The sequence below is a fragment of the Microbacterium sp. LWH13-1.2 genome (assembly GCF_038397735.1).
Classification (GTDB): domain Bacteria; phylum Actinomycetota; class Actinomycetes; order Actinomycetales; family Microbacteriaceae; genus Microbacterium.
The window spans coordinates 3,617,865-3,629,470 of the sequence record NZ_CP151635.1; the positions used below are offsets into that span (position 1 = coordinate 3,617,865).

Below are 11,606 nucleotides of genomic sequence, written 5' to 3' on the forward strand. Positions count from 1 at the left end.
CCGAAGGGTGGGGATGCGGCGGCGGGCTCAGCGCTCGGGCGTCGCCAGGCCGCGCAGATGCGCCATGAGCGACGATGCGAGGTTGTAGACCACGAGGTCGGCGCCGTCGGCGAACGCCGCGCTCGCCGCATCCCGGGTGCCGACGATGTCCATGCGCAGCGAACCGGCCCGTGCGAGAGCAGAGTGCACCGCGGCGATCGCCTCGGGCACCGGCTGATCGTCGGGGCCGGAGCTGGCGGCGAGATCGGCGGGCCCGACCATGATGCCGTCGAGTCGCGGCACCGCGACGATGTCGTCGACGTTCGCGACCCCGCCCGGAGACTCGACCATGCCGAGCACGAGCGTGTTGTCGAGCCACCACTCGCGGTGGTCGGCGGGGTCGACCAGACCGAAGCGCCCTGCCCGGCTGTACGTCGCGAAACCACGCGACCCGACCGGGGGATACATCGCCGCGGCGACCAGCGCCTCGGCATCCGCAGTCGTGTCGAGGTGCGGAGCCAGGATGCCCTCGGCTCCCTGATCGAGCACCCGGAGGATCTGACCCCGATCGCCCTCGCCGACGCGCACGATGACCGGTACGTCGTGCACCTGCGCGAGCGCGATGTGCTGGCGCAACGCGACGAGGTCGGCCGGCCCGTGCTCGCAGTCGATCAGGACGAAGTCGAACTCGGCGACGGCGAGCATCTCGACGAGCTCTTCCGACGGCATGCGCAGCAGCGCGCCGATCAGCTTCTCGCCGGCGAGCGCGCGGGCGCGCAGCGACGGCATCAAGCCACCATCCCGGCCGAGAGGTCGATGTCGGCGCCGCACATGCCCGGCATCGCGAGCATCGCGATGACCGCGGCGCCGACCTCCTGCTCCGTCACCATGCGACCGAGGGCTGCACGAGAGACGAACGCCTGCTCCGCGTCGTCGATGCTGGTGCCCGATCTCTCGGCCTCGAGGCGGAAGTTGCGCTCCATGCGCGGTCCCTGCACCGGCCCCGGTGACAGTGAGTTCACGCGCACTCCGGCTGGACCGACCTCGAACGCGAGGGTCGAGGTGAGTCCGATCACGGCCATCTTCGAGGCGCAGTACGGGGTGCGGTGCGCGAGCGGTCGCTTGCCCGAGACGGATGCGACGTTGATGACGTCGCCGTCTCCGCGCTCGACCATGCCGGGCAGCAGCGCCTTGCAGAGCAGGAATGTGCCCCGCACGTTCACGGCGAACACCTCGTCCCAGTCCGCGGCATCGATGTCGGTGAGAGCCGCGACAGGGCCGGGGACGCCGGCGTTGTTCACCAGGATCGACACCTCGGTGCCGACGAGCTGTTCGTGCAGCGCATCGACGGATGCCGCGTCGGCCACGTCGCACGTGAGGGCGCGAGCACGCGAGCCCAGCTCGGCGACGACGCGGTCGAGCTTCTCGGCATCCCTCCCGACGACGACCACCTGCGCGCCGGCGGCGTGCAGCGCCCGGGCGATGGCCGCCCCGAGTCCGCTGCCGCCGCCGGTGACCACCGCAGTGCGACCGGCGAGGTCGGTCATCGCGCCGCCGCGCCGACCGCCGCGTGGCTCTCGTCGATCCACGCGAACTCGGTGCCGGCATGACGCCAGGCACGGGCGTCACCCGAGCGGGCGTGGCCCTCGAACAGCTCGACCCGGGCAGCGCGCCCGCAGACGGCGCCGAGCTCGGCCGACGACTCGGTGTTCTGCACTTCCTGATACGTCACGGTGCGCAGATACTTGCCGACCCAGAGCCCGCCCGTGTACCGGGCAGCGCCGAGCGTCGGCAGCACGTGGTTGGTGCCGATCACCTTGTCGCCGTAGGAGACGCAGGTGTTCTCGCCGAGGAACAGCGCGCCGTAGTCGTGCATCTTCGTCAGAGCCTCGCGAGGGTTCTGGGTGAAGATCTGCACGTGCTCGAAGGCAAAGTCGTCGGCGATCCGATAGGCCTCGTCGAGGTCGTCGGCGACGATCACCTGACCCCAGTCGCGCCAGGCCGGACCCGCGTAGTCGCGCGTGGGCATGCCGGGAAGGATCTTCTCGATCCAGTCCATGACCTCTTCGGCCAGCGCCTGCGACGTCGTGACGAGCACGGCGGGCGAGTCGGGTCCGTGCTCGGCCTGAGAGAGCAGGTCGACCGCGGTGAAGAACGGGTCGGCGTGCTCGTCGGCGACGATGAGGATCTCGGTGGGGCCGGCGAACAGGTCGATGCCGACCTCGCCGAACAGCTGGCGCTTGGCCTCGGCGACGTAGGCGTTGCCGGGCCCGGCGATCATGTTGACGGGCTCGATCGAGTCGGTGCCCACGGCCATCGCGGCCACGGCCTGCACTCCGCCGAGGATGTAGATCTCGTCGGCGCCGGCCATCTTCATCGCGGCCACGGTCGCCGCGGGGATCTCGCCGCGGATCGGCGGGGTGCACGCGACGACCCGAGGGACCCCCGCCACCTTGGCCGTGATGATCGTCATGTGCGCGGACGCCGTCAGCGGGTACTTGCCTCCGGGGATGTATGCCCCCGCAGCCTGCACGGGCACGTGCTTCTGGCCGAGGAACACCCCCGGAAGGGTCTCGACCTCGATGTCGACCAGTGAATCGCGCTGCGCCTGCGCGAAACGGCGCACCTGGCTCTGCACGAACTCGATGTCGGTGATCACCTGTGCATCGAGCGTGCCGATGATCTCCGTGATCTCCTCATCGGAGAGTCGGTACGAGTCGCGACTCCAGTTGTCGAACTGCTCGGCATACCGACGCACGGCGACGTCGCCGTTCTCGCGGATGTCGCCGATGATTCCCCTCACCCGCTCGGCGACGTCCTGCTGAGCGGTGTCCGCGAACGTCTTCGTCGGCGCGGTCTTGAGATGCAGGGGCATGGCCCTTCCTTCCGTTGCATACGTATGTGCTGATTATGACCGCGTATGCATTCGGGCGTCAAGAGCAGTAGAATCCGTGAGATCGAGGGGGAGGCGCCAGATGGTCGTCACGAGTCGTGATGTGGCCCGCTTGGCGGGTGTCTCGCAGCCGACGGTGTCTCGGGCGCTGCGCGACGATGCGCGGGTGTCCGAGGCGACGAAGCTCCGGGTGCGCGAAGCGGCCCAGCTGCTGGGCTACGTGCCGAGCGAGGCGGGGCGTGCCCTGTCGTCGGGTCGAACCCGGCGCATCGGCCTGCTGCTGACCGATCTCGACAACCAGTTCTACTCGCACATCATCGCCCCGGTGCACCGGGAGCTCGAGACCCTCGGCTACCAGCTGATGCTGCACACCGAGTCGGCCGACAACGACACGATCGTCGAACGGCTGCTCGCCAACGGTCTCGACGGCGTGATCCTCGCGACCACCACGGTCGAGTCCGTCGCACCGTTGCGCCTGAAGGACCGCGGCCTGCCGTTCGTGTACTTCAATCGCACCGGCTCGTTCGTCGAGGCGGATGCCACCGTCGTCGATCCCGCGCCGGGCTATCGCGACGCTGTCCGGCGGGCGGTCGAGCTCGGTCACACGCGCGTGGGAGCGGTGCTCGGACCGAGCAACACCAGCACGGCGCAGAGCCGGGAGGCGGCCTTGCGCGACGCCCTCGTCGCCGAGGGCGTGACGCTGCACGAGAGCGATGTGCGGCGGGTTCCGTACGGAGCAGCTGAGGGTGAGGCGGCGGCATCCGAGATCCTCGCCGGAGCGGACCGCCCGACCCTCCTGTTCTGCGGCAACGACGTGGTCGCATACGGGGCGCTCAACGCCGCCCACCGCGCGGGTCTGCGTGTGCCGGAGGACCTCTCGGTCCTCGGCTTCGACGATCTGCCCGAGGCTGCCTGGCCCATCATCGACCTGGCCACGATCGGATACGACATCGCCGGCATGGCGCGCGCCGCCGCAGACCTCATCGTGCGTCGCATCGAGGACCCGGACGCCGCACTCGAGAAGACGCGGTTCGAATCCGCTTTCGTGCCGCGGCGCACTCTCGCGGCCCCGCACGCCGGCTGACCCCGCCGCTCGGCGATGATCACCGTGTGCGCTGGATCTTCTCTTGCGCTGGTTTGTGCATACGCATACACTGACGAAGACGGAGCCAGCGATCACCGATGAACCGCAGCTTCGCATCCTGAAGGAGTGAAAAGCGTGTCTCTCGACCCGGTTGCTTACCTGCCGTACCAAGACCCCGACGACTTCATCCGTGAGGTCACCGATCTGATCTGGGTCGATCGGTCGATCAGCTTCATCCGTGAAAACTACGAGCCCGACTCGATCGTGCACGGCGCCTACGGCACCTCGACCACGCGGCAGGAGGTCATCGAGGGAACGCTCATGCGCATCTCGGCGACCCCCGATCGCACCGGGCAGGCGGAGGACGTCATCTGGGAGGCACGCGGCGACGACGCGTTCCTCAGCTCGCACCTCGTGCTCTCGGGTCATCTGCAGACGTCATCCCACAGCCGCACCATCGCCAACTGCCTCTACCGCAAGGGCCGCATGGTCGAGGAATGGGTCGTGCGCGATTCGCTCGCCGGGGCGCTCGAGCGCGGCGACGACCTCGATGAGCTGGCCCGTGCGCAGGCCTTCCGTGGCTACTCGGGCTCGTGGCTCGAGTCGGCACCCGCCGATCCGATCGCGAAGGGCGACTCGGGCGTGCGGCCCGACGACTACCGCTCCGAGGTCGAGACCGTGATCGACATGATCCAGACGGTGTGGAACGAGCGCGACCTGCAGAAGGTCGAGAAGTTCTTCCACCGCGACCTCGTGCTGCTGACGGTGGGCAACCGCGTCGTCATCCGCCCCGAGGGCTACCGCCGCGCGCTGCTGCGCTTCCTCGAGTCGTTCCCCGCTGGGCAGTTCGAGATCCGCGACATCCAGACCAACTACGACGTGCGGTACGCAGGCCTCCGCGTCGCGGTCACGTGGAAGTTCGTCGGCGACTACAACGGCGTCCCCAACTACGGCAGCCTCACCGGCAAGCCGATCGACCTGATCGGCATCTCGCAGTTCACGTTCCACCAGGGAGCCCTCGTCAAGGAGGTGCGCCTCTGGGACGACATCGCCCTGCGCGCTCAGATCGCGGGCGTCCGCGGCGACGAGCCCGCAGCATTCAGCAACATCTACTGATCAGCGACTGATCGACAGGGAGAAGAAGAAATGAGCAACGCCATCGTCGACCAGGTCGACGTCATCGTCCCCGCGGACGAGATCGAACGCCGCACCATCCGTCGCACCGACTGGGTGCCGTGCAACTCGGCCTTCATCGACTGCCGGACCCCGGGGTCGGACCGCAAGGAGAACTACTCCTTCATCGGTGCCGGCGTCTCGCAGAACGCGAGCCAGTACGTGAACCTCGAGGTGAACCACGGCTTCAACACCGGAGCCGCCGGCATGCCGAACGGCATCTCGAACAACCTGCACCTGCACTTCACGGCAGAGGTGTTCATCAACCTCGGCGGCGAGTTCCGGCTCCGGTGGGGCGTCGACGGCAAGCAGGGCGAGTACATCAGCCACGACGGTGACATCGTCACGATCCCCACCTGGATCTTCCGCGGCTTCACGAACGAGGGGCCGGACGACGGCATCCTCTACACGGTGCTCGGTCGCGACGACAACGGCGGCATCATCTGGGGCCCGTCTGTGCTGCGCGAGGCCGAGTCCTACGGGCTGCACCTCACGGCCGACAACAAGCTCATCGACACGGTCGCGGGCGATGTGCTGCCCGACGACGTGCCGCTGATCACGCCGATGAAGCAGCACTACATCGACGAGCTCACGACCTACACGGTCGACGACATGCGCTCGCGTGTGATCCAACCGGGTGACCGCAAGTACTCGTCGGCGGCACTGCTCTGCGCGGCGGTCGACGGCGGCCGGGTCGAGCTCGCCACCGCCATCGGCTACGGCATGAGCGAGAACCGTCGCCAGGTGCCGAACGTGACCGAGCCGCACTCGTTCACCCTCGCGTGGGTGCGTGCCGAGGCGGGCCAGGGCGTGCTCCGTCACCGCCACGACAAGACGCAGGCGCTGCTGTTCAAGACCGGCCGGTGGGAGGTCACCCTCAACGGCGACCCGTCGACCGCGGTCACGCTCGGCGCGGGCGACACGTTCTCGGTACCCGAGGGCAGCTGGCGCTCGTACGTCTGCGTCGAGGGCGACGAGACCGGCACCGGAACCGTGCTCGTCATCAACGGCGGCGACGACCGCGTCTACCTCGAGTGGGCTCCCGAGGTCGTCGAGGCCGCAGCCGCCGCCGACTGGACCATCGACCCCAACGGCTACCTGGCCCCGCTCGGAGTGATGGTCACCGCCACCGAAGATGACTGATAATGCAGGGGCGCGAGGGGCTTCCGGCTCCTCGCGCCTCGGCGACTCCTCGGCCCTCTCTGCGAACGACGCAGGTGGGGCGGATACAGCGGCGCTGCGCGTCGCGGCGCTGTCGCCCGAGATCGTCATCGGCGATCTGGAGGGCAACCTCGACCGCATCCGCTCGGCGATATCGGCGGCCGCCCGGCGGGAGGCGCAGCTGATCGTGCTGCCGGAGCTCGCCACGAGCGGTTATGTGTTCACGGATCAGGACGAAGCGCGGGGTGCGGCGATGAGCGCCGACGACCCTCGATGGTCGACGCTGCAGCAGGTGATCCCCGACGATGCCGTCGTCGTGGTGGGATACGCCGAGAGCGACGGCGACCTGCTGTTCAACACCGCCGCCGTGCTCACCCGCGATCGACGTCTCGCCGACTATCGCAAGTCGCACCTGTGGGGCGGCGAGAAGCTGGTCTTCGACAGCGGCGCGGAAGCCGGGGTCGTGGTCGATGCGCCGTTCGGTCGACTCGGCGTGGCGCTCTGCTACGACAACGAGTTCCCCGAGGTGCCTCGTCGCCTCGCGCTCGCCGGCGCCGATGTGCTCGCGCTTCCGGTCAACTGGCCGCTCGTGCCTCGCCCTGAGGGTGAGCACGCTCCCGAGCTGATCCAGGCGATGGCGTCGGCGCGGTCGTCGAGACTGCCGGTCGTGATCGCCGACCGGTGGGGAGCCGAGCGCGGGGTCGACTGGACCGACGGCACGGCGATCATCGACGAGCAGGGCTGGATCGTCGCCTTCCGCGCCGTGATGGGGGCGACCGCCGTTCTTTCGCTCGACGCCGCGCGCAGCAAGGCGCTACCGCCGCACAACGACCTGTTCGCCGACCGTCGGGCCGACCTGTACTGAGTGGAAATCCGGCGTCAGTCGAGCGCCGTGCGCCCCTCGTGCTCGGGCAGGCGTTCGCGCAGCATCCGCTCTGCCAACTCGGCGAGCTTCTGCGTCGCGGGTGACAACAGCACACCCTCTCGCTGCACGAGTGCGATGGTGTCGTGCATCGGTTCGGCGAACGGGAAGGTGCGGATGCCGACGGGGAACCCCTCGGACTCGGCGATCGAGCGCGACACGATCGTGTCGGCGGTGCCCGCCGCGACCAGACTGAGGGCCGTCTCGACATGCTCGACCTCGACCGCCGGTTCGATCGTCAGCCCCCGGAGTCTTGCGCGTTCGAGGAGCTGGCGTCTGGTCGGGTCATCCCACCCGGCGAACGCGTCGTAGAGCACGAGCTTGGCGTCGGCGAACTCCTCTGTCGTAACGGGGCCCGCCTCGGGCTCGCGCGTGGCTGAGGCGTAGAGCACCTCGTCGCGGAACAGCGGGCGCACCTCGAGGCCGTCTTCATCGACCGGCAGCACGAGCAGGCCGGCCTCGAGTTCGCCGGCGGCGATCGAACGAGCCACATGTGCGGAGTTGATGCCGACCAGCCGCAGTCGCACGTTCGGATGCCGGTGGTGGAAGGTCTCGGCGAGATCGGCGAGTGCGTAGTACGCCGCGTTGCGCAGCACGCCGAAGGTGCAGGTGCCACGATCGAGCGACGCGAGCGCCTGGATCGTGTCGATGCCGTTCTGCACCGCGCTCACCGCCTGCGCAGCGTGCGGTCGCAGTTCGAGCGCTGCGGATGTCGGCACGAGACGTCTGCTCCCGCGGGCGAACAGCGCGACGCCGAGTTCGCGCTCGAGCCGCGCGACCAGCTCGGATACGGATGCCTGCGTCATCCCGAGGCTCTTCGCGGCCGCCGTGAAAGAGCCGTCGTCGAGAGCAGCGAGAAAGGCCGTGAGCTGGGTGATCGTCACACCCAATGGTAAACCCGATGGCTAGCGCAGGATCACCAGGGTTGTCTCGTGGATCAGTCGGATCTAGCCTTCCTGCATGCGTTACTCCTCAGCAGTGCTCGCCCGCTTCGACGGCGACTTCCATCACCTCAAGACCCCGCTCATCGATGCGCCCGCCGCGCAGCGCGATCCCGCCGTCATCGAAACCGTGACCACCATGCTCGCCGACATCCGCGAGCGAGGCCTCGACGCCGTGCTCGACTATGCGCGAAAGCTCGACAACTACCAGGGCACCGACATCGAGCTCACCGCCGAGCAGATCGCGAGCAGCGGAGACCGGCTCGACCCGGATCTGCGTGCGGCGATCGAACTGGGCGCCGAGCGCACGCAGGCCTTCGCTCGCGCCTCCCGCGAGCACCTGACGGACTTCGAGACCGAGTTCGTTCCCGGCATCGTGACCGGCGCGAAGTACATCCCCGTCTCGCGTGTGGGTGCGTACCTTCCGGCGGGCCGCTTCCCGCTCACGGCCAGCGCCTTCATGACGGTCGGAGTGGCCAAGGCCGCCGGGGTGCCGACCGTGATCGCCTGCACGCCCCCGCAGCCCGACGGCGGAGCGAATGACGCCGTCGTCTACGCGGCGCACCTCTCGGGCGTCGACCGCGTGTTCGTGATCGGGGGAGTGCAGGCGCTCGCGGCGATGGCCTACGGCCTGCTCGGAGATCTGCCCGTCGACATGCTCGTCGGTGCCGGCAACGCGTTCGTCGCGGAGGCCAAGCGTCAGCTGTTCGGCACGGTCGCGATCGACCTGCTCGCCGGTCCCAGCGAAGTGGCCGTCATCTCGGACGAGACGGCCGACCCCGTGCTCGTCGCCGCCGACCTGCTGGGGCAGGCCGAGCACGGGCCGAACTCGCCCGCGGCGCTCATCACGACATCCGAAGAGCACGGTCATGCCGTGATCGCCGAGATCGAACGGCAGCTCGAGACGCTGGCGACCGTCGACATCGCGGGCGCCGCGTGGCGCGACTACGGCGTCGTCACGGTCGCGAAGGATCGCGAGACCGCTGCGGCCCTCATGGACGATCTCGCCCCCGAGCACCTCGAACTGCTCACGGCCGACGACGACTGGTACCACGAGAATCTGCACAACTACGGCTCGATCTTCCTCGGGCCGTGGAGCACCGTCGCCTACTCCGACAAGGGGATGGCGGGCACCAATCACGTGCTGCCGACAGCTGGCGGCGCCAAGCACAGCGCTGGCCTCTCGGTGTCGCGCTTCCTCAAGCCGCTCACCTATCAGCGCATCAGCCGCGAGGCGACGCCGGAGCTCGCGAACGCGGTGCAGGTGATCTCGGACTCCGAGGGCATGGCGGCGCACAGCGCGACGGCCACGCTGCGGCTGGACCGCCTCGCGTGATCACCTCGGGGGTGTGACCCCCGAGGTGGCCTGATCCGGCGCCGACGGGTAGGTCGGTGCCGAATGTAGGGCCGAAACGCGGATGCAGGGCGAGATCGCCGATCTCGCCCTGCATCCGTTCTTTCGTCCTGCAGGTGTGCCGCGCTGCGCACGGACACCGCGACTCAGAGGGCGGTGTAGCCGCCGTCGACGAGGTGGTAGCTGCCGGTGATGAAGCTGGCGGCGTCGCTGGCGAGGAAGGCGATGAGGTTCGCGACCTCGTCGGCCTGACCGAGACGGCCGATCGGGTGCTTGCTGATCAGGAAGTCCTTGGCCTCGTCACCCATGGTGGCGAGCAGCGGGGTGTCGATGAAGCCGGGGCCGACGGAGTTCACGCGCACGCCCTGCGCGGAGTACTCGAGGGCGGCCGACTTGGTCATGCCTACGACCGCGTGCTTGGCGGCGACATAGGCGGGCGAGTTCGCGAAACCGACGCTGCCGAGGATCGAGGCGATGTTCACGACAGAGCCGCCGCCGTTCGCGAGGATCGAGGGGATCTGCGCCTTCATGTTGCGGAACACGGCGTTGAGGTTGATCGAGATGACCTTGTCCCACGCGGCGTCGTCGTATTCGGCGGTGGGGGCGGATGCTCCGCCGATGCCGGCGTTGTTCACGCCGATGCGCAGCGGGGCGAGCGTGTTCGCGAGCTCGACCGAGCTGGCGATCCAGGCGGTGTCGGTCGCATCTCCGACCGATGCCTCGGCGATGCCGCCGGCAGCGCGGATCTCGTCGACGACCGCGTTCGCGTGCTCCGCGTTCAGGTCGTTCACGACCACGGATGCGCCGTTCTGGGCGAGCAGCAGAGCGGTCGAGCGTCCGATTCCGCTGCCTGCTCCCGTCACGATCGCCGAGCGGTTCGAGACGTCGTACTGAGCCACGAGTGACTCCTCTTCCGGACGATCGCGGTGCCGGGAGATCTTCTCGGACGGTCCGTCCTTCTCTCCAGCCTACGCCTGCGAGAGTGAGGTGGATGCGTGTGAATGGAATTTCTCGGTCAGCCCACGGAGCGTATCGAGGCCCGCTCGATGACCGGCATCGGGATCAGCACCGCGCCGAGCGGGCGCTCGCCGAGCAGCATCTCGACGGCCGTGCGACCCATGACGTCGTAGGGGAGCCGTGCAGTCGTCAGGCCCGGTCGCTGGAAGCTCGCGAGCTCTTCATCGTCGAACGATGCGACCGAGATATCGTCGGGAACCCGCAGCCCGCGCTCCGCGATCGCCTGGTACGTGCCGAATGCCACGCCGTCGTTGCCGGCCAGGATGGCTGTGAGGTCGGGGTGCGCGTCGAGCATCTGCAGCGTCCGCGTGTATCCGATGTCGGGGTTCCACTCGGGGACGTCGATGATGAGCGGGTCGACGCCCGCCTCGGCGAACGCGGCGCGAATGCCGTCGAAGCGCGGCCCGATGGTGACCGAGTGCAACGGCGACGAGACCGCGCGCGGGTTGTTGCCGATCACTCCGACACGACGATGTCCGGCTTCCGTGAGCAGGCGCGCCATCGCATGGCCAGCGGTGCGTTCGTCGGGGAGCACGGAGGGGTGCCCCGTCGTCGAGGTGCCGTTGACGATCACGACGGGAACGTCGGCGGGTGTCTCAGGTACCTCGATCATGCGGGCTCCGAGGAGTCCGATAAGGATGCCGTCGACTCGGCGATCGATCATCGCCTGGATCTCGTCCGAGATCGTCGCGTCGTCGCCCTCCGTCTCGGCGATGAGGACGGTGTGGCCGTGCTCCTTCGCCGCGGAGAGCAGGCCGCGGATCATCTCGGATGCGTAGCGGGTCACCGTGATCTGGTCGGAGATGAACCCGAGGGTCTTCGTCTTGCCGAGCCGCAGGCTCTGTGCAGCCGGGTTCGGGCGGTAGCCGAGCTCCTCGGCGGCGGCGCGGACCCGACGTGCGGCATCGGCCGAGAGGCGTGAACCGGGCCGGTCGTTCAGGATCATGCTGACGGCGGTCTTCGACATTCCCGAGAGCGCGGCGACATCGGCGAGCGTCGGCCTGCGATCGACGTTCTTCGGCACCGGCTTCCTCCTGTCGTGACATCTCCAGCTTAGGCAGTGCGCGAGACGCCTCGGAACC

Annotated in this window: 11 protein-coding genes; 5 read left to right on the forward strand and 6 right to left on the reverse strand. The window is 68.7% G+C overall.

The features are described 5' to 3' along the window. Positions 1-27: 27 nt before the first annotated feature. Genes MRBLWH13_RS17500 through hisD (MRBLWH13_RS17510) form a run of 3 tightly spaced genes read right to left on the reverse strand, consistent with a single transcriptional unit; the run spans position 28 to position 2,854 of the window. Complete coding sequence (locus MRBLWH13_RS17500; RefSeq protein WP_341956180.1) at positions 28-768, reverse strand: aldolase/citrate lyase family protein; 741 nt, start codon at positions 766-768, stop codon at positions 28-30. Beyond that, positions 768-1,526, reverse strand: coding sequence for an SDR family oxidoreductase (locus MRBLWH13_RS17505; protein ID WP_341956181.1), 759 nt, complete (start codon positions 1,524-1,526; stop codon positions 768-770). The genes MRBLWH13_RS17500 and MRBLWH13_RS17505 overlap by 1 nt, the downstream gene beginning before the upstream one ends. Further along, the gene (hisD, locus tag MRBLWH13_RS17510) at positions 1,523-2,854 is read right to left on the reverse strand and encodes a histidinol dehydrogenase (protein WP_341956182.1); all 1,332 of its coding nucleotides are present in this window, start codon (positions 2,852-2,854) and stop codon (positions 1,523-1,525) included. The genes MRBLWH13_RS17505 and hisD (MRBLWH13_RS17510) overlap by 4 nt, the downstream gene beginning before the upstream one ends. 100 nt (positions 2,855-2,954) lie before the next feature. Between hisD (MRBLWH13_RS17510) and MRBLWH13_RS17515 the strand changes: the two genes are divergently transcribed. The 4 genes from MRBLWH13_RS17515 to MRBLWH13_RS17530 all read left to right on the forward strand — a co-directional run bounded on the left by MRBLWH13_RS17515 (position 2,955) and on the right by MRBLWH13_RS17530 (position 7,155). Continuing rightward, positions 2,955-3,956, forward strand: coding sequence for a LacI family DNA-binding transcriptional regulator (locus MRBLWH13_RS17515; RefSeq protein WP_341956183.1), 1,002 nt, complete (start codon positions 2,955-2,957; stop codon positions 3,954-3,956). 135 nt (positions 3,957-4,091) lie between these two features. Next, entirely contained in the window at positions 4,092-5,072 is a 981-nt protein-coding gene (locus tag MRBLWH13_RS17520; RefSeq protein ID WP_341956184.1) for an ester cyclase, read from the forward strand. Between the two features lie 30 nt (positions 5,073-5,102). Further along, positions 5,103-6,272, forward strand: coding sequence for a hypothetical protein (locus tag MRBLWH13_RS17525; protein ID WP_341956185.1), 1,170 nt, complete (start codon positions 5,103-5,105; stop codon positions 6,270-6,272). Further along, positions 6,265-7,155, forward strand: coding sequence for a nitrilase-related carbon-nitrogen hydrolase (locus MRBLWH13_RS17530; RefSeq protein ID WP_341956186.1), 891 nt, complete (start codon positions 6,265-6,267; stop codon positions 7,153-7,155). The genes MRBLWH13_RS17525 and MRBLWH13_RS17530 overlap by 8 nt, the downstream gene beginning before the upstream one ends. A gap of 14 nt (positions 7,156-7,169) precedes the next feature. On the opposite strand, the gene MRBLWH13_RS17535 is transcribed toward MRBLWH13_RS17530, so the two are convergent. Then, complete coding sequence (locus MRBLWH13_RS17535) at positions 7,170-8,096, reverse strand: LysR family transcriptional regulator (RefSeq protein ID WP_341956187.1); 927 nt, start codon at positions 8,094-8,096, stop codon at positions 7,170-7,172. Positions 8,097-8,172: 76 nt separating this feature from the next. On the opposite strand from MRBLWH13_RS17535, the gene hisD (MRBLWH13_RS17540) reads away from it, so the two are divergent. Then, entirely contained in the window at positions 8,173-9,489 is a 1,317-nt protein-coding gene (gene hisD, locus MRBLWH13_RS17540; RefSeq protein ID WP_341956188.1) for a histidinol dehydrogenase, read from the forward strand. Positions 9,490-9,653: 164 nt separating this feature from the next. On the opposite strand, the gene MRBLWH13_RS17545 is transcribed toward hisD (MRBLWH13_RS17540), so the two are convergent. Beyond that, complete coding sequence (locus tag MRBLWH13_RS17545) at positions 9,654-10,406, reverse strand: SDR family NAD(P)-dependent oxidoreductase (protein WP_341956189.1); 753 nt, start codon at positions 10,404-10,406, stop codon at positions 9,654-9,656. A gap of 116 nt (positions 10,407-10,522) precedes the next feature. Then, on the reverse strand, positions 10,523-11,548 hold the full coding sequence (locus MRBLWH13_RS17550) for a LacI family DNA-binding transcriptional regulator (RefSeq protein ID WP_341956190.1): 1,026 nt from the start codon (positions 11,546-11,548) through the stop codon (positions 10,523-10,525). Positions 11,549-11,606 lie beyond the last annotated feature (58 nt).

Coding starts and splice junctions, on each gene's coding strand:
- hisD (WP_341956188.1), top strand. CDS start 8,173: ATGCGTTACTCCTCAGCAGTGCTCGCCCGCTTCGACGGCGACTTCCAT.
- MRBLWH13_RS17515 (WP_341956183.1), top strand. CDS start 2,955: ATGGTCGTCACGAGTCGTGATGTGGCCCGCTTGGCGGGTGTCTCGCAG.
- MRBLWH13_RS17530 (WP_341956186.1), top strand. CDS start 6,265: ATGACTGATAATGCAGGGGCGCGAGGGGCTTCCGGCTCCTCGCGCCTC.
- hisD (WP_341956182.1), bottom strand. CDS start 2,854: ATGCCCCTGCATCTCAAGACCGCGCCGACGAAGACGTTCGCGGACACC.
- MRBLWH13_RS17505 (WP_341956181.1), bottom strand. CDS start 1,526: ATGACCGACCTCGCCGGTCGCACTGCGGTGGTCACCGGCGGCGGCAGC.
- MRBLWH13_RS17525 (WP_341956185.1), top strand. CDS start 5,103: ATGAGCAACGCCATCGTCGACCAGGTCGACGTCATCGTCCCCGCGGAC.
- MRBLWH13_RS17500 (WP_341956180.1), bottom strand. CDS start 768: ATGCCGTCGCTGCGCGCCCGCGCGCTCGCCGGCGAGAAGCTGATCGGC.